The organism is Pseudomonas putida (assembly GCF_001976065.1).
Lineage (GTDB): Bacteria > Pseudomonadota > Gammaproteobacteria > Pseudomonadales > Pseudomonadaceae > Aquipseudomonas > Aquipseudomonas serbica.
Map to the genome: position 1 here is coordinate 235,107 of NZ_MNAH01000008.1, position 17,962 is coordinate 253,068.

Annotated in this window: 16 protein-coding genes and 1 pseudogene; 4 read left to right on the forward strand and 13 right to left on the reverse strand. The window is 53.7% G+C overall.

The window, feature by feature from the left end; genetic code table 11:
- The first annotated feature begins 24 nt into the window (after window positions 1-24).
- Window positions 25-882 (forward strand): TauD/TfdA dioxygenase family protein, encoded by an 858-nt coding sequence (locus BKX96_RS24830; RefSeq protein WP_077185697.1) that lies wholly within the window; start codon window positions 25-27, stop codon window positions 880-882.
- Between the two features lie 265 nt (window positions 883-1,147).
- Here BKX96_RS24830 and BKX96_RS24835 read toward each other — a convergent pair.
- Window positions 1,148-2,607 (reverse strand): annotated as a pseudogene (locus BKX96_RS24835) (IS1182 family transposase).
- Window positions 2,608-2,712: 105 nt separating this feature from the next.
- A complete protein-coding gene (locus tag BKX96_RS24840) occupies window positions 2,713-3,387 on the reverse strand; it encodes a hypothetical protein (protein WP_143512467.1) in 675 nt (224 codons plus the stop codon).
- Window positions 3,388-3,839: 452 nt separating this feature from the next.
- Between BKX96_RS24840 and BKX96_RS24845 the strand changes: the two genes are divergently transcribed.
- On the forward strand, window positions 3,840-4,205 hold the full coding sequence (locus BKX96_RS24845; RefSeq protein ID WP_077185699.1) for a histone-like nucleoid-structuring protein, MvaT/MvaU family: 366 nt from the start codon (window positions 3,840-3,842) through the stop codon (window positions 4,203-4,205).
- An 80-nt stretch (window positions 4,206-4,285) separates the two neighbouring features.
- Here BKX96_RS24845 and BKX96_RS24850 read toward each other — a convergent pair whose 3' ends face one another.
- The 7 genes from BKX96_RS24850 to BKX96_RS24880 all read right to left on the reverse strand — a co-directional run bounded on the left by BKX96_RS24850 (window position 4,286) and on the right by BKX96_RS24880 (window position 10,810).
- The gene (locus BKX96_RS24850) at window positions 4,286-4,648 is read right to left on the reverse strand and encodes a response regulator (protein WP_077185700.1); all 363 of its coding nucleotides are present in this window, start codon (window positions 4,646-4,648) and stop codon (window positions 4,286-4,288) included.
- Between the two features lie 23 nt (window positions 4,649-4,671).
- A complete protein-coding gene (locus BKX96_RS24855; RefSeq protein ID WP_179092180.1) occupies window positions 4,672-6,114 on the reverse strand; it encodes an ATPase domain-containing protein in 1,443 nt (480 codons plus the stop codon).
- A gap of 415 nt (window positions 6,115-6,529) precedes the next feature.
- Complete coding sequence (gene ppa, locus BKX96_RS24860) at window positions 6,530-7,060, reverse strand: inorganic diphosphatase (protein ID WP_077185702.1); 531 nt, start codon at window positions 7,058-7,060, stop codon at window positions 6,530-6,532.
- 25 nt (window positions 7,061-7,085) lie between these two features.
- Window positions 7,086-7,382: a DUF6388 family protein gene (locus tag BKX96_RS24865; protein WP_077185703.1), complete on the reverse strand. Its 297-nt coding sequence runs from the start codon at window positions 7,380-7,382 to the stop codon at window positions 7,086-7,088.
- A gap of 73 nt (window positions 7,383-7,455) precedes the next feature.
- The gene (locus tag BKX96_RS24870) at window positions 7,456-8,649 is read right to left on the reverse strand and encodes a D-alanyl-D-alanine carboxypeptidase family protein (protein ID WP_077185704.1); all 1,194 of its coding nucleotides are present in this window, start codon (window positions 8,647-8,649) and stop codon (window positions 7,456-7,458) included.
- A 117-nt stretch (window positions 8,650-8,766) separates the two neighbouring features.
- Entirely contained in the window at window positions 8,767-10,152 is a 1,386-nt protein-coding gene (locus BKX96_RS24875; RefSeq protein WP_077185705.1) for a sensor histidine kinase, read from the reverse strand.
- The gene (locus tag BKX96_RS24880; protein ID WP_077185706.1) at window positions 10,130-10,810 is read right to left on the reverse strand and encodes a response regulator transcription factor; all 681 of its coding nucleotides are present in this window, start codon (window positions 10,808-10,810) and stop codon (window positions 10,130-10,132) included. The genes BKX96_RS24875 and BKX96_RS24880 overlap by 23 nt, the downstream gene beginning before the upstream one ends.
- Window positions 10,811-11,322: 512 nt before the next feature.
- Here BKX96_RS24880 and BKX96_RS24885 point away from each other — a divergent pair.
- Window positions 11,323-11,526 carry a hypothetical protein gene (locus BKX96_RS24885; protein ID WP_077185707.1) on the forward strand — a complete coding sequence of 68 codons (204 nt, stop codon included), beginning with the start codon at window positions 11,323-11,325 and terminating at the stop codon, window positions 11,524-11,526.
- 91 nt (window positions 11,527-11,617) lie between these two features.
- Here the strand turns inward: BKX96_RS24885 and BKX96_RS24890 are convergent, their stop codons facing one another.
- From BKX96_RS24890 to BKX96_RS24900, 3 genes are all read right to left on the reverse strand, one after another.
- A complete protein-coding gene (locus tag BKX96_RS24890) occupies window positions 11,618-12,004 on the reverse strand; it encodes a DUF1850 domain-containing protein (protein WP_077185708.1) in 387 nt (128 codons plus the stop codon).
- Window positions 12,001-14,028, reverse strand: coding sequence for a TRAP transporter permease (locus tag BKX96_RS24895; protein WP_077185709.1), 2,028 nt, complete (start codon window positions 14,026-14,028; stop codon window positions 12,001-12,003). The genes BKX96_RS24890 and BKX96_RS24895 overlap by 4 nt, the downstream gene beginning before the upstream one ends.
- Window positions 14,029-14,107: 79 nt before the next feature.
- Window positions 14,108-15,061: a TAXI family TRAP transporter solute-binding subunit gene (locus BKX96_RS24900; protein WP_077185710.1), complete on the reverse strand. Its 954-nt coding sequence runs from the start codon at window positions 15,059-15,061 to the stop codon at window positions 14,108-14,110.
- Between the two features lie 224 nt (window positions 15,062-15,285).
- Between BKX96_RS24900 and BKX96_RS24905 the strand changes: the two genes are divergently transcribed.
- Window positions 15,286-16,605 (forward strand): chloride channel protein, encoded by a 1,320-nt coding sequence (locus tag BKX96_RS24905; RefSeq protein ID WP_077185711.1) that lies wholly within the window; start codon window positions 15,286-15,288, stop codon window positions 16,603-16,605.
- Between the two features lies 1 nt (window position 16,606).
- Here the strand turns inward: BKX96_RS24905 and BKX96_RS24910 are convergent, their stop codons facing one another.
- Window positions 16,607-17,884: a DUF2254 domain-containing protein gene (locus BKX96_RS24910; protein ID WP_077185712.1), complete on the reverse strand. Its 1,278-nt coding sequence runs from the start codon at window positions 17,882-17,884 to the stop codon at window positions 16,607-16,609.
- Between the last annotated feature and the right edge of the window lie 78 nt (window positions 17,885-17,962).

Below are 17,962 nucleotides of genomic sequence, written 5' to 3' on the forward strand. Positions count from 1 at the left end.
CAATAATAATTACAGGAAGACGAAATGCGAATCGAACAACTGACCTGTGCCATCGGCGCGGAACTGCTCGAAGTGAATCTAGGCGACGCCGTGCGCGATGATGGCCTGTTCAACGAAATTAACGCAGCGCTATTAAAGTACAAAGTGCTTTTCCTGCGCGATCAGGACTTGGACAAGTTCTCACGTCGCGACCATGAAGCATTTGCCAAGCGTCTGGGACAGCTCGAAACTCATCCAATGCTCCCTAGCCACCCGGAGGCGCCGGGTCTCCTGCAAATCTACAAGTCTCCGGAAAATCCGCCAGATCGCTATGAGAACTCCTGGCATTGTGATGCCACGTGGCGCGAAGCGCCTCCGATGGGTTCTGTTCTGCGTTGCATCGAATGCCCGCCAACTGGTGGCGATACCATGTGGGCCAACATGGTGATGGCTTATGACAAACTGCCTGTGGATGTGAAGCAGGAAATTGATAGCTTGATCGCCAATCACAGCTTCAACTCTTCCTTCGCCGCGGCCATGCCAAAGGAAAAGCGCCTGGCGATGAAGGCGCAATACCCTGATGCCGAACATCCGGTAGTACGTACCCATCCCGAAACTGGCGAGAAGGTGCTATTCGTCAATGCCTACGCTACGCATTTCGTGAATTACCATGCCCAAGGACGTGTCCGTGTAGGCCAGGACCTCAACCAAAAAGGTGTCGACCTGCTGAAATACCTGATTAGTCAGGCCTACAACCCCGAGTACCAAGTTCGTTGGCGCTGGAAGAAACACAGCGTGGCAATATGGGATAACCGCTGCACTCAGCACTATGCAGTGATGGACTATCCACCCTGCCATCGCAAGATGGAGCGTGCGACCATCACCGGCGACAAACCCTACTAACAAGTAAAACGGCCCAGTTCCCAGAGGCGCTTCCGAGCGTCTCCTTTCGTTTTGTCTGAAGCAACCTGCTGCCTCTGGCAGATTGTTGTCTGTCACATAAGGCTGTGATCGACCCAGGCTGTGTGAAAACGCACTGAATACGTCGAAGGCTGAGAGCTACGGGCGTTGCTTGCGAAACCAGCAGACGGAAGCGCGAATTGCCCTAGTCAGCGACATAGGCGTTCGTAAATGCTGTTTGGGCCGCGTCAGCGGCCCAAACAACCACTCACGGACGATCAAGCGGCTGGATCCACGCCCTGATCACTTCAAGCAGTCCTGAGATGCCGAAGATGCTCATCATTCGCTTGAGGTTGTAGGCGAGCACATGAAGGCTCATCTCGGTGCTTACCCTCGGCAGGGTTTTGGTCAGGAAGTGGGTACTTCCCATCCAGTATTTGAGCGTTCCAAAAGGATGTTCAACGGTCTGGCGGCGACGCCTCATCATCGTTGGATCATGATCCAGCCGAGCCTGCATTGCATCGACTACGGCTTCATGTTCCCAGCGCTTTACCCGGCGCTCTTTACCCGTGGTGCATTGCTTTTGCATTGAGCAAGACTGGCAGCCCGAGAAGTAGTAACAATGCAATAACATGCCGTCTTCCACCGACGAATACCGCCGGGTCAGTAACTGTCCCGCGGGGCATCGATACTCGTCCGATGCAGCAATGTAGATGAAGTCCTGCTTACCGAATCTGCCTTCGGCTTTGCTGCCTGATGTCAGGGGTTTCGGTACGAAGGTGGTCATGCCCGCCTGCTCGCAGGCAAGGATTTCCAGACCCTTGTAATAGCCTCGGTCGGCTACCACTGTCAGCGACTCAGCGCCTATCTCTTCACGCGCTTGGTTCGCCATATTGCTGAGTTGCGCCGGGTCATTACCAACGTTGGTCACCTCATGGGCGATGATCAGATGGTGTTTGTCGTCGACAGCTATTTGTACGTTGTAGCCAACCGTTCCGGTGCCTCGGCCGCTTGTGGCCATTGAGCGTGCATCTGGGTCTGTGAGGGAGATCTGCTGGTCTGGACTTTCGTGGAACTGCGCCTCGATGTCCTTGAGTTTCTGCATCTGCTTTTTCAGTGTTTCTATCTTTTCTTTAAGCCGCTCGGTTTTGGCTTCGGCCACTTCGGGCGTTGCCCGATCCGCCGAATCCATCGCCGCCAGATATCGATCAATGCTCTGCTCGATCTGCTGCATGCGTGCCTTCACTTTGCCCTGGGTGAAGTTACGGACGCGGTTGTTCACGGCTTTGAATTTGCTGCCGTCGATGGCGATGATCGATTGGGAGAAGAGATTGAGGTTGCGACAAAGAACTACGAACTGGCGGCATACGCTGCGAATGGCTTTGCCGTTGTCTTTGCGAAAGTCGGCAATGGTTTTGAAGTCCGGAGCCAAACGCCCCGTTAGCCACATCAACTCGACGTTGCGCCCGGCCTCACGTTCAAGTCGGCGGCTGGACTGAATCCGATTGAGATAGCCGTAAATATAGATCTTCAGCAACACCGCTGGGTGATAGGCCGGACGACCAGTTGCGGCAGGATCGATGCCCTCAAAACCAAGTGCGCCCAGGGCGCGTTCATCGACGAAAACATCGACCACGCGCACTGGATTTTCTTCGGCCACGTATCGTCCAGACACTCCGGCAGCAAGGTAACTTGCGTCCGAGCCTCACCTTCAATAAATCGCTTCATGATCGCCCCCGCTACGATCTCGACGATCAGAAGATTAGACAATTGCGGGAGTTTTCACACAGCCTGGGCCGATTGTTGCTTGTGCTCGTCGTTTGACAGGGCCGATTACTCAGTGGTTGTGATGAGCCAGAGCGGGGCTGACGATTTCTTTGTCTTGGCGACTTCGTCGCAGTAGTCCTTGGACTGGAAGTTCTTCGCGGCGCGCGAGGCGGGCACCGGTACCCAACGCACATTGAGCAGAGTGCCCACCGAGGACTCCTTGACCTGCGTATTGGCGTCGTCGCGTTCGGAATAGGCGACGCTGATCTTGCCAGGCGTGCGCTGGTCGTCGAGCGGCCAGCCGCACACCATTGTGTAGACCGGCGTGGCTTTGGGTTCCAATGGGAACTTCGCGGGCTTCACGAGGCGCCGAGCCACCATCTGCGTCATCGAAGGCAGGTACTCGACCGTGTGCAGCAATTGCACCTCGCCCGACTCGAACCAGCCGAATACCGCCACGCCACCCGCCGGCACGTCGCCGCTTTCAGGTGCATTTTCGTCGCCCTGATCGGTGAAAATGGCCAGGATCGTGTACTTGCTGTCTGGGAGATTGCGTCGGAAGTAATTGCCGCCGACCATCATGGTTGCGTGCGCGGTCGGCGTGTCGGCCGCGTAGACCGGAGCCGCATTGAGCAATGGGCCGAGCGTGAGCACCGCGACAGGGAGAGCGGCTCTTGCGACCCGTGTCCCGTAGCGCAATAGCCGGCCGCGGATGGTCGTCTTCTGTGGGTAGGCGGTCATCGTCCCTCCGGCGGCGGTCATATTTCCGTCGCCGGCGGGCAACGTCTCTCGTTAATGTAGTGCGACGCCCGAGTCTTCGCGATTTCGCTCCATGGCCGTACGTCCGGAAATGGCCGATAGCTGCATATTGCAAAGAAATGACTGTTTTATCACTGGCGTTTGACTTGGGAGGAGTTGGAGCGTTTGTCAATGATCCGGATCAGGTGGGCGCCTTTGACTATGAGCGAGAGCCTCATTCCACGGGTCAATCAGCTTGGGACGGTTTACTGCAAGTGATACGACCTACTTAAGCGAGAAAGACATTCGAGGAAACGGCAAACCGTGGATTATTCCACATTATGGATGCGCCTTAGTTTTTGGCATCGCCGTTCCAGCCTCAGTGTCGCAAGCAGACCTATTGCGATGACAGATTTGCAATATACTGATAGGTAACTACCGAAAAGAGATCTCTCATGTCCAAACTCGCGGAATTCCGCCAACTCGAAAAACACCTCGCCGAACAGCTTCAAGCCCTCGAAACTCTGAAAGGCGATGTTGGCCTCAAAAAAGAAATCGAATTCGAGACTAAATTACGTGCTTTGTTGGGCGAGTACAGCTACAGCCTGAAAGATGTGATTAATCTGCTTGACCCGCAGTCTGCCCGTCATGCTCCAGCTAGTGAGTCCAAAACCGGTACTCGCAAGCCTCGCCAAGTAAAGGTCTATAAAAATCCTCACACCGGTGAAGTCGTCGAAACCAAGGGTGGTAACCACAAAATTCTGAAGGAATGGAAAGCTGAGCATGGCTCCGCGACCGTCGAGTCTTGGCTTACTAAGTGATTTGGTTTGAGTACAAATAAGGGCCCGTCAAGGGCCCTTTTTCGATTTGACGGATTTCCATTATCTTAAAGAATTGCATGTCACTCAGTAACCAAGAGTCTTCTAACTTCGGAAGTGATCAAGTCGATGTTGAATGGCTTAGCCACTACAGCGTCAAATAAATCCGATCTCTGCATACCGATGTGCGCCTGAGCGCCGCTCATCAAAATGATCGGTAAATGATTGGCTGAAGGAAGGGCGCGGACAGCTGTGGCAAACTCCAGACCGTCCATGACCGGCATCATGAAATCGGTAATGATCAAGGCTGGACGCTCTCTGTCCAGCACTTCGAGACCTTTTTGACCGTTGCTGGCCTTCACGACCATGAACCCCTCATCCTCCAGCGCGAAGCTGAGAATGTCAGCGATCAAGTACTCGTCGTCGACGACCAGAATGGTGGTCATGTCAATTCAATCCCCTCAAAGACTTATGATATTGAACCAGGGAATGAATCAGTGGGGACTGACGGTTCATTTTTTGAAGCCTTATTCAGGAAAACTTCTTGGTCGCGGATCACAACCTCATATCGCGATGGGTCGTAAGAGCTATCTCGTACTTTAAGAATGGACAGCGTCCTGCTTAGTTCAGAGTGATTCTCGAAAAACCGCATGAGCATAAGGTTGTCGACGATACTGGATAGGTCAGAATTCGGAGAGCTCACCTCGGAGCCGAACAGATCGCGCATTTCCCAAGACGCGAATACGGTAACGCCCCTGGATCGCAGCTCGTTCATCAGGGCACTGTAGAAGTCAGTAATCCGCGCGGGATTGGTGGAGACCCTCGTCATGCCGCTCAAACTATCGATGAATAGGCGCTTGATGCCCTTTTCTTCAACGATATTCAGCAGTCGTGCGCCCAGTCCATCCAGCAGGCCCTCGGTAGTGGGCTGCCAGGCAATGCTCAACGCGCCGCTTTCTTCCATGCCTTTGATATCGATGCCCAGTGACAGCCCTTTCAGGCGTAACCGCTGTGGACTTTCATAGAAGCCAAAATGCAGGCCCGGAGCATCCACCGTCGACTCGGCCAAAAACTTGAGACCCAGCGTCGTTTTACCAATTCCGGATGGGCCCATGACCAGAGACACACTGGAGCTGTGGAGGCCACCGCCCAATATGCCGTCCAATGAACCAGTTCCGCTGGCAATACGTGTCATGTCGGCACTGTCGGGTGAAGAAGGGTGGCTGTAGAGACTTTCGAGTCGCGGGTAAACCACCAAGCCCTTGTCGGTAATTTCACACTCATGAAGACCGGTCATTGCTCCGCTGCCGCGAGTTTTACGCAGTTGAATACGCCGCACTGAGCGAGTGCCATATAACTCTTCGCCCATCTCGATCACACCATCAACCATGGTGTGCTCCGGGCTGCCGTCGTCAAGCCGGGAGCTGGTAAGAAACAGCACGGTACAACCAGCGAAAGCGGCGTGGCCTTGCAGCTCTGAAATGAATTTCTTGGTGTCGATGGGCGAATCGGCTTTCGAGCGCGCATTGAGCAAGCCGTCCACCACCATCACCGTGGCTTTTTGACGGCTTATCTCGCGCCGAAGCAGTTTCACTACTTCATCCAGACCTTCGTTCTGCAGGGTATCAAATGCGCTGACAAACTGAATTTCGGCGCCGACTTTGGAGGAGTCGAAAAAGCATAGGGTAGAGAGAAACTGAAAAAGACGGTCGTGTGACTCGGCCAGCAGCGTGGCGACCAGAACCCGGCCTCCATTGTTCGCATGGTGGAACCCAAGCTGGTTGGCAAGGATCGTTTTGCCAGACCCTGGGCGCCCTTGGATTATGTATGAAGCGCCTGCGACCAGCCCTCCCTTGAGCAGAGCGTCGAGCCCCTCTATTCCGCTTTGAAGGCGTTTTAGCTTTTCCACAATGCGACCCTGATCTGAAAAACAGGCTGTTTAAGCCGAGTGAATTGAATGCTAACGCCATTTCAACTCTAGGGCCATTCACACCTGAAGCATGGTTGGGTAGGCGCCTCGATTCAGCGGATACTTGTGTTTGATCGTCCGACTGCTGATGGGGATCGCAGCCGGATTCAAATGGTAAGGGTGTAGCCACGATCAAAATCTTCGGAGCGCGCATCCACCAATTTGTCGTGGGCTTCGATTAGTTGCCGCACCAGCGACAGACCGATGCCCAGGCGCTAGTGCTCACGGGTCGTATACTAATTTACGCTTGCTGATAGGCCGAAGACCTAATGTAAATTGTCCTGTTCGAAGCCGATGCCGCTGTCGATGACGTCCAATAACTCCATGTACCAGGGGGGCTCAGCCCTAATCCGAACTACTATTTCTGGGCATACGCAACGACCGACTTTCGAATTACTTCCCTCGCTTCATCTGCGCACCCCCAACGGCCTATCTCCACCCACTTGCCCGGCTCTAAAGCCTTGTAATATTCGAAATAATGTAGGATCTGGGCGAGCAACAGTACAGGAAGGTCCTCCCACTCCTTTACGTTGCCGTACATAGGGCTAAGGTTTTCGTGAGGTACCGCGATTACTTTGGCTCCCGGGCCAGTTTCGTCGTTTGTGTGCATCAAACCAACGGGACGGCTGCGAACTAAAACGCCAGATGGTACTGGATAAGGGCAAATTAAAAGTACGTCCAAAGTGGCGTCATCTTTACATAGGGTATTTGGAATAAATCCGTAGTAGGCCGGATAGAGAGTCGATGCACAGAGAAATCGGTCAACGAAAATCTGCCCACTTAGTTTATCCGCCTCGTAATTAACTGGCGAATGGTTGGCAGGGGACTCGATAACTGTAAAAAAATCGTCGGGGATCTCGTTGCCTGCTGTAATGCCCTCAAAACTCATGTTCGTACCTCAACGTTTAAAAAGATTACTCGCTAATCTTGTTCAGTTTGCAATACTCCTCCCAGTCCATTTCTACCATTTCTGCCACTTCTCGATGGAACTCAAGCGTCAGGTATTTCAAATCTTTAGAAGACTCTGAAATCATTATGAGTGTAAGCTCCCATACCTCGATCCCTAGTCGCGTCGCCTCTTGTTCAAAAGCAGACTCAATGCATAGTTTTTTTTCCACTAGATTTAGCCCGTTGACGTCTTCATTGAGTGATGAGTTGCCGTTGAAAAACTTCGAGAGTGCTAATTCTCTTCGTAAGTCATTCGAGTTCATCAGCTTCTCCAGTACGGGGATCCGTCTCGGTATTTTTTGCTCGGAAACTGTCCATGGCTAGGCGATCTTGGTGTCAGTAAACCAACCACGAATCGTTTTGATAAAAAAACAAATGCATTGTGTCCCACCAACGTTTCCACCTAGCGCCGGATTCTCCATCTTCAAGGGTAACTAATGGTCGACTCCCCAACTTTTGGCCATCATCGTACAGTTCTAGTTTTCCAACGATGGTGCCGGCGGGAAGAGGAGCTTCCAGCGGTCCAAAAATTTCAAAACGCCTCTCTATTTTTCGATTTATATTTTTGGGCAGGGTGAGAGTCAGATCATCCAGCAATCCCAGCGCGATCGACCGCTGCTTGCCTTTCCAGAGCTCCGACTCAATGAGTTTCTTCCCGCCTTTTTCATAGGTCTTGGTGTCGTAGAAGCGAAATCCGTAGCCCATCAGCTTTTCCGTTTCTGCTGTGCGCTTATATGCACTGCTTGCGCCAAGGATCACGCTAATCAAGCGTCGCCCGGCTCGGTGCGACGAAGCCTCCATGCAATACCCGGCTGCTTCGGTAAAGCCGGTTTTCAATCCATCGAAACTGGGGTCGCGCCATAAAAGGAGGTTTCGATTAGCCTGTCGAATTCCGTTCCAAGTGAAGTGTTTCTTGGCGTAAAGCAAATAGGAACCAGTTCCTTTGCCAATGATTGCCGCCGCCAATGTAGCCATGTCGCGAGCGGATGAATAATGCTCTGGCTCAGGCAGCCCGGTAGCATTCATAAAGTGTGTATTGCTCATTCCTAACGTATTAGCGGTAGCATTCATCATCCCGACGAAGGTGCCTTCGCTTCCAGCTACATGTTCAGCCAGTGCAACGCTTGCATCATTACCGGAGACGATGACTACACCGTTCAGCAAATCATGAACCGAGACTATGCTGCCAGGGTCAAGGAACATTCGAGAGCCACCCGTACGCCAAGCGTTTTCGCTGACCGTGGCTGTGTCATTTTCTTTCATGCGTCCGGCCTTGATTTCACGTGTAGTGATAAACGCGGTCATCATTTTTGTCAGGCTTGCTGGAGGTAGACGTAGGTCGCTGTTGTGACCGGTGATCACGCTACCCGTCGCCGCGTCAATTAGTATCCAGGCTTTGGCCCCGAGCTTTGGTGCCGCGGGGATCATCGCCCCTTGCGTGCTCGTTTCAGCCCGCGCATGGTTAACACAGGGAAGAGGCGCGGCTACGCAAAACACGGTCAATACAAGCCGGAACAACAGATATTTCACAAGCAGGAAGCCTTGGGTTTAGCAAGAAGTACTGAAAACCTAGTCCACAGCACTGAGGTGCTCAAATTAAACTCAATTAACTTAAATTTAATTTTCGGCCAGTGAGGAATACCACGATCAGTCGGAAACCATCGGGCATTGGATCAATACACGGGTACCGCTGTTCGTAGCCGCAGGTTGAATATCCAGCGAGTAGCCGTGCAATTTTACGATGGCTGCGACCAACGATAATCCGAGCCCATGCCCGGGCTGCATTCTGCTTGCATCTCCTCGATAGAGTCGACGAATGACGTGTGTACGATCCGTCTCGGGTATGCCGGCACCATCGTCGGCGACTTCAATGAGAACCGTTGAATCCTTGATACTTCCCTGCAGTGTGATATGCCCACCCTCTGGCGTAAATTTGATCGCGTTATCGAGCAAGTTGACCAAGGCCTCAAACAGCAACGAAGCGTCGCCATACAGTTGTGGTAGGTCAGTGGTGATTTCCAGAGAAAGCGTCTGAGAGCGATCGAGTGCCAAGGGTTCGTAAAATTCATGCGCTTGTTGTAACAACGCCATGATGTGGAAAGGTGCAAATGCTGAGCGGCGGCGAATGTCCTCGAGCTCGGCAACCCGAAGCAATCCCTGGAAACGCACCATGATCGATTCGCTTTCCTCAAGAGCCTGATTTAATGTTTGCTCGTGTTCACTATCCAAAGGCAGTTGCTGGAGCTGATAAAGCCGTGCACGCAACCGTGTCAGCGGCGTACGCAGATCATGCGCGACACCATCGCAGACGCTTTTAACCTCATGCATCAGTTGCTCGATATGGTCGAGCATCGTATTGACGGCGTTCGCCAGCATATCCAACTCGTCGCGGCGGGCTGATAGAGGTAAGCGCTCCGACAAATTGCCTGAAACAATACTCTCCGTACAAAGCTGCAACCGTTTGACTCGGCGTAACGGTAGGCGCCGTAGTAAATACCAGCCAATCAATCCGGGGATAAGTGTTAATGAGAATCCCCACATCAATGCCTGCTCAATAATTCCCCCAACCGCTGAAATCGAACCACCGTCCCGCGCCAAAATAAGAATGTGTCCATCGCGGCGCCGAGTTAATAGGGCATAGCTGCTTCTGGTTTCTTCATCGGGTAACGCAATACTCAATCCGCGCTCAAGGTAATGGACCTTCCCATCATCGGGCAAACTGGAACGCAGTTTGAGCAGGTCTCCTGCGATGTGCTGGCCATCGGCTGTGAATAATCCGTACGCGTCGATTCCGGGCGTCGAATAGGCTTCACTGGCAGCCAGTTCTTTTACCAATTTATTATCATCGACTTTTTGATAGTAGTGCGCACGCTGCAATAATGTTCGCTCTGCAACGGTTCCCAGGACTTGGGAGATTTGCCAGTACAATACCCCGGTGAAGAGTGCTCCCCAAACCACAAAAAATATGGCGTAGAACCCGATCAATCGACTACCGGAAGAGCGCCATTCCTCAGTCTTTGGTAGCAAGGACATAGCCAGCACCACGTATCGTATGGATGACGGGAGAGTCTTTATCGCCTTCGAGCTTTTTGCGCAGTCTGCCAATGTGAACATCTATGATGTTCGTTCCCGGATCGAAGTGATAACCCCAGACCTCTTCGAATAGCATGGTGCGTGTGACCAGTTGGCCTGCACTGCGCATTAGGTAATTGAGCAGTTTGAACTCGGTCGGAAGCAGCAGGATGTGTTCGTCATTTCGAGTCAATTTGTGCTCAACTAGATCCAGTCGCAGATTTCCACAACTGAGATGTGGATGGCTAGAATCGGCACCGGTGCGCCGAAGCAGCGCGTCCAGACGCGCAAGCATCTCGATGGGCGAAAATGGTTTGGTCAAATAGTCATCGCCGCCCGCCCGAAGTCCCTTAACACGTTCATCTACGTCTGAAAGTGCACTGATCATCAGGACCGGTGTCTGGATGCCAAGGCCCCTTAAAGTACTGACAATCGTTAGCCCATCAAAATCGGGGAGCATTCGATCCAGAGTAATAGCGTCATAGCCTCCAGCAATCGCCAAGGCCAGTCCGTCTCTTCCGGTTTTGGCCCATTTGGAGCTGAAACCGTTGCGTTGGAGCGCGGCAATGATGACTTCTGCCGTCACCTCGTCATCCTCTATAACCAACGCGTAACTCATAACGTCCTCCTGATGAATCTGGTTTCATTCTCCCTACGTATTGCCTAATGCCGATACGGCTTACCCTAATGACCAACGCTGCGGCCGAAAATTAAATATTTCTTAATCCACCTTAACCTTGATGCCCTCCAACGCACGGATATATTTGCCATAGCGGATGCTCAAACGTACCAAGAGGTGGAAAAATGTGACCCCTTATTTGGCTTTCTTTTTGCTAGTGTTCGGCATGGTGTGTACGTACGCGAATTGATGGCTGAGACAAGCAAACCGGCATAGCTCTACCGGCTCGTACGTGCTGACGCTACGAGCGAAGCGCAGAGCGCAGACTTGTGCCGTTTCCCTGGTTGAGCGAAACATAATCGCTAGTGTCTGGATGCGCCCCTGGTATTTAGGAATGAGAGGTCGCCAGTCGACGCAGGCAGTGCCACCTGTCACTCCAGCAAGCAATGTGGGAGGGTCATCCCTTCGTGGGCAATCGGGATCATCGTGCGGTTTTGCTCTTGGAGAATCCTATGACTCGGCAAGAACATTTTTTAGCAAAAGCGCTGGAAGTACACCATGAGTACCAACAGGCTACAGCTATCATCCACGCCATGATGAGTAAAAACATTACCGTGGGTCCTGAGTGGGATGCTGCTGTCGCGAGGCAGCTCGCAGCGCTTGACTCCTGGATGGAATTGCCTCGAGGGTACGGCGACCTTCGAGCTAACAACTGATTCAATGGTTTGCAGTAGCGCGTTTTAGAAATTTTTGTTGGATCGGAAATCTATTCTTTTCTCCACTCCTCCTTGCAAGTGACGATCACTTTCAGTCTGCCTCGCATGCCCACATCTGCATAGAAGGTTGACTATGAGACGGTGCTCCAATCCACTTGCTCATGGAATGACATTGGTCGTCAAAACACAGCTGATAATCGCCAGCCTCGGGCGTTCGTCCCAGACTCAGTGGTTGCATAGCTGGCAATGTTCGCCGGTAGTGCCAACTGCCTTTTTCCAGTCGAGCATCTTGTGGAATCTCCATCCCCGCGCCATTGCCACGCACACGAGCTTCTTCCAATACCAGGCCCTGCTCGGTGATGCGGTAGTCCTCCTCCCAGCGAATCTTTTCAATGGTGTGATTCCACGCCAGCGTGAAGTGCGAAATCGACAGTTGAGCCCACACGGCGCCTGTGAGGCCCAGGCATAATCCGATCATGCGTTGGCGATTCCTGACTGACGGGACCGCCAAACGTGTTGAAGTATCATCAATGTCCCAAGGGCGAAGCCCAGCTCATCAGTCAGTGGCAACGCCACAACCAGCAAGGCGCCTGCGGCCACGCACAACAAACGCTCCCAGATAGGCATCTTGCACTGAAGGTAGCCGGTGGACGCCATCCCCCAGAGCCCGACCGCCAACGTCGTCTTGATCAACATGTAGGCGGTTATCCACAGATTGTCGCCTTGCAGCATCAGCGCCGGGTTGTAGACCGCCATGAACGGAATGACGAAACCCGCCAATGCGATTCGAACCGCCCACAGGCTGATCTTGAATCCACTCTCCTTGGCGATCGGTGCGGCCGCAAAGCAGGCGAGAGCGACCGGAGGAGTGAGATCGGCGAGGATGCCGAAATAGAATACGAACATGTGCGACACGATCAGAGGCACACCCAACTCCAGCAGGGCAGGGGCTGCGATCGAGCTGGTGATGATGTAATTGGGAATGGTCGGGATGCCCATGCCCAGCACCAGGCAAGTGATCATCGTCAAGATCAGCGAAAGCAGCAGGTTGTCCCGGCCAATAGCCAAAATGTAACCCGCAAAGGTGGAGGCCACGCCGGTCAGTGACACCACACCGATAATGATGCCCACCAGTGCGCAGGCAATCCCTACCGGTACCGCGTGGCGCGCGCCTTCGACCAGGGCATGCAGGCAGATGGTCAGTGTTTCGTGACCACCCTTGATGAACCAGCAGGTGACCACCAGTACGGCGATGACCGCAAAGATCACACCGATGCCGAGCTGGAAAAAACCGGTACACAAGATGCCGAGCGCTATCCAAAAGGTGCAGCGTAAGCCGAAACTTTGCACTCTGAGAATGATCGCCGAGCCGAGAATTACGATGGCTGTCAGTGCCAGACCGACCATGCCGGAGAACAGGGGTGTGCGCCCGGAAAACAGTAAGTAGACCAATACCAGCAGTGGAATCAGTAGATACCAGTTCTCCTTGACCGCACCCAATGCACTGGGGCATTGGTCCTTGGGAAGGCCTTTGAGATTCGAGCGCTTGGCCTCCAGATGAACCATCCAGAACACCGAGCCGAAATACAGGATGGCGGGAATCAACGCCGCTTTGGCGATCTCTACGAAGGGAACGTTGATGGTTTCAGCCATGATGAAAGCGACGGCCCCCATCACCGGCGGCATCAATTGGCTGCCCATGCTGGAGGTGGCTTCCACCCCACCGGCAAACGCAGCTCGGTAGCCAAAGCGTTTCATGAGTGGGATGGTGAATTGCCCCGTGGTAACGACGTTGGCAATCCCGGAGCCGGTGATAGTACCCATCAACGCCGATGAGGCGACTGCAACTTTGGCTGGTCCGCCCAACTTGTGGCCGAACAGGCCCATGGCAAAATCGGTAAACAGCTTGATCATGCCGGCTTGTTCAAGAAACGCACCGAATAGAATGAAAAGAAAAATGTAAGTAGCCGATACATAGGTGGGTGTTCCGTACAGCCCTTCGGTACCAAATGATAATTGGTTGATGATTTGATCGAAGCCGTAACCGCGGTGGGCCAGGTCGCCGGGTAGATATTCGCCTAACAAGCCATAAGCCAGGAATAGACCGCAAATGATGGGCAGAGCAATGCCCATCACTCGCCGTGCAGCTTCGAACACCAGTGCAATCAGCAAAAGACCCAGCACAGTGTCTGCCAATGTCAGATCGCCTGACCGCTGGATTAGATCAGCCTCGAATACCCACTGGTACATGGCTGTGGCGATGGCCGCTAAACTGAGCACCCAGGCCAGAGGTTGCCAAGGACGCTTCCTGCCGTAAGCCGGGTAGCTCAGAAATACTACCCATAGTAAAAATCCCACGTGTACGGCACGCAGAACCTGGCTTGAGATCGGCGAAAACGCAGCGGTGAAGATCTGAAAAATCGAGAACAACAATGCCACGCAAAATAGGGCTTTTGGCCAGTCTCGCGGATTCGCGGAGATGCCGTGATGATCTTCACTCATGTGCTGCCTGCCTCATGACTGCATGGAAGGTGGGCGAACAGTCGACGCAGTGATAATCCTGGCCGACACGCCTGGCGCCTTACAGCGCGCCTTTTTCCTTGTAATAACGTTCCGCGCCCGGATGGAGCGCAATTGGCAGGTTCTTGGCAGCGGTTTCCAATTTGATGTCCTTGGCTGCCGAATGAGAGTTGCCCAGGCGTGTCAGGTTTTCGAACAACAACTTGGTCATTTGGTAAGCCACTTCATCCGTCACGTCTGCACGGGTGACCAGGATATTTGTGATCGCCACCGTCGGTACCGCATCAGGTTGCCCGTCATAGGTATTGGCGGGAATCATTGCGCCCTGATAGGCCGGGTTGCCGATTTTCGCGACCACCTCAGTTGGGATTGAGACATAGTTCAGCGGCATGACAGAGGACAGGTCACGAATGGCCGCCATGCCCAATCCGGAAGACTGCAGCGTGGCGTCCAGTTGTCGATTCTTGATCAGCTCGACCGATTCGGCGAATGGCAGGTATTGCACTTTAGCCATATCTTCGTAAGTCAAACCCGCGGCTTTGAAAATCGCCCGTGCGTTGAGCTCAGTGCCCGATTTCGGTGCCCCTACCGAGATGGTCTTGCCTTTGAGGTCGGCCAGCGACTTGATTCCCGATTCCTTGCTGGCCACGATTTGAATGTAGTTGGGATAAGCACCGGCAATCGCACGCAACTTGGTCAGTGGCGCGTTGAAGCCTGCATCTGCAACACCGTTTTTTGCGTCGGCCACTGAGTCCCCCAGCGCCAACGCCAGCTCACCTCGACCGGCCTGCAGCAGGTTCAAATTCTCAACCGAGGCTTTGGTGGCTTGCACCGACGTTTTCACCCCTGGTATTCCGTCACTGTAAATCTGCGACAGACCGACACCAATCGGGTAGTAAACCCCGCTGGTTCCCCCAGTCAATATATTGATGAACACTGGCGCGGCCTGTGTAGTGGTGGCGATAGCCAAGGTTGTGGCAGCGACCAGGAGGGCAAAGCGGCTTTTTACTCGCATCGGAAACTCTCCGTCTTGTTATGGCTTTATGCAGAGTGTTCCAACTGTAGTCGATAGTTACGCAGCGAGTGGGCAGTCCATCACTGGCCGGGAAATCGGCGACCGATTTAGGGGGCGCTTGAATTGTTTTGTAATCATTTGCCCGGCTCCGGTAGGAGCGCAAAACTAATCCGGTTAGTCTTGGCTCACTTCGGTGACGAAATCTTCAACTGGAATCCACTCGAGTGATCAAGCCACTACTTTTGATACGCCGTCGCTTTGCCTCGATCCGGTGGCGTACACGGGTGACGCTTTGGGCAGCCGCTACGCTCGCGGGTCTGTTGGTGGTGATGTTCGCCCGCCTGGCCGATCTGGCTCTCACGCAATTTGCCCAACAGGCAGCCGAGCGGCCTTGGCTGCCCTTCGTCTACACACCGCTAATAGGCATGCTGGTGGTGTGGATGACCACCCGATTTTTTGTGGGCTCCCAAGGCAGCGGGATCCCTCAAGTGATCGCCGCTACCCGCCTGGCTCACCAAGGGAAGCCAGTCGATAAACTGGTGTCGCTGCGGATCGCCTTCGCCAAGATTGGCCTTGGCACTCTGGCGCTGACCGGAGGCTTTTCGGCCGGGCGCGAAGGCCCTTCGGTGCAAGTCGCGGCCTCGATCATGCATTTCTTTCACCGCTATTTGCCCAATGCCCGAATCATCCGCAGCGAAGATCTCATTCTCGCCGGCGGCGCTGCGGGCATTGCTGCCGCGTTCAACACACCGCTGGCCGGCGTTGCCTTTGCGGTCGAAGAATTGGGCCGCAAGTTGGAAACACGCACCAGTGGTGTCTTGCTCAGTACGATCATTCTGTCGGGGATGGTCGCGATAGCCTTGCAAGGTAACTATCACTATTTCGGTCATTTTGGCGTTCAAGACATTCATCTCGACATTATTGCCCCTGTGCTGGTCACCGGTATTGGCTGCGGTCTCCTGGGAGGGTTGTTCAGCCGGATGTTGCTGTGGCCCCAGCGCCATCATCGATTTGTTGTCTGGCAATGGCGACGTACGCACCCCGTCTGGTTCGCTGGCGCTTGCGGATTGATCGTGGCCATTCTCGGTTGGCTTAGCGCAGGGATGTCATTTGGCAGCGGTTATGGCATCACCTCCCAGGTCATCGTGTCCGATATCAGCCTGCCATGGCATGCGCCGATCACGCGTTTTCTGGCGACCGTGGTGACTTACTTTTCCGGGATCCCCGGTGGCATTTTTGCCCCGTCTTTGGCAGTAGGCGCTGCTGTTGGGGCAAATGCCGCCGAATTTTTCGGCCTGGCTGCTCAACCGGTCATTGCCTTGTGCATGGCCGGTTTTCTGGCGGCGGTCACGCAGTCGCCCATCACGTCCGCAATCATCGTGATGGAAATGATCGACAGCCACGGGATGGTGATCAGTCTCATGGCTGTCGCGCTCATTGCCAAAGCGGTCAGTGCAAGGATGGGGCCCGAGTTGTATCAGCAGTTGGCCCGCGGGTTTCTGCAGGCCCAGGACAGTGATGCAACTTCGCGGAAGTCAGGTTGATCTAGCGCACCAGTTGTCGAGCCGTTGCACCGAGCGTCTGTTTGTCCTCCTCCAATGTCAGGGCAAGGTTCGCGCGCTTGAGAAGTAGATCTGCATGCCGGGTACAGGCACCGCCAAACAAATCAGGGTGTATGTGCGCGAGACTGACAAGGGCCTTCATCAAACGAAGGTCCACTTCGAGCAAGCCCGCGCCGTCCCGAGCTATGGGCGCGAAAAAGTCATCGAACAGGTCATCGACCCTCAGGCTGCGCAAGTAAACCTGCTCGCAATCTTTATCGATTTTTGCCGTAGGATCTTGGGGTACGCTCCAACAGGTTAGGCTTCTGAGCCCGCGCCCAATGACGTCGATTGCTGTTCCAGGGTCGTTAACTGCTGGCGATAATGCGCGTGAGGCAATCTCCGAAAGCACCGACAGCCCAAACCGTGGATCATGCTCAAACGTTCGACGCACGCCGATAGTCAGTGCTGCGAGGATTTTTTCGCTGTTCGAAGCGAACGCATCTGCGTGCTCCTTGTTCAAACTCACAATTCGAGCGATTGACATGTCCAGATGTACAAAGCTTCCCGGAAGGACGTCCAGGAAGATTTTTATTTCGCAGGTCTTTGCGATGGCGCCTAACGCATGCATATCAATGTGCTGGACATACCCAGTTTGATGACTTGAGATTTTTTGCGCCGTGGGTGGAATCATCCACTCTGATGGGTAAGCAGCACCGCCCAAATGAGGCCATTGGACTCTGTTTTTTATGGCGTCGATGGTTGCCTGTTCGACACGATCAATGGTTTCGCCCACCCGACCGAGCTTGGACAGGTGATCGATCCAGCGCAAAAGGGTGTAAACAATCAGAATCACGACGGCAATGGTCACCGCAAATAGCAGGACCCTTCCTTGCGTGCCGTATGCCCCGGTACTCAAAGCAATAATGCCTACCAGGCTGAACAGAAATGATCCGATGAAGGTAGCGAGTGCATTTTGAGTCGTGGTGTCCTCCATCACCAGCGTGGTAGCACGAGGCGTTACGCCACTGCTGGCCGCACCGTAGGCAGTCACCATTGTACTTAGGGAAAAAGTGGTCACTGCGAGCATGCTCGAAGCGATAATGCCCAAGATTTTGTCGACGGCGTCGGCGCCGATTCGGGTGGGCAATGATTCAGGAATGTAGTCCTTGAAGGCAACGGCGAGTAACGCAGTTGCTATTCCCAGCAAAGAAAACAGACTCGCTCTGAACCACAGCCGTTTGGTCAGTTGGTGTAACACCCAGCGCCAACGAGCGATCATTTTAATATCCTTGATAGTGACGTGATCGGTCAGTAGTTACGGTTTTGCGTCAGCAAAGGAGGAAGAGGTGATGACCCT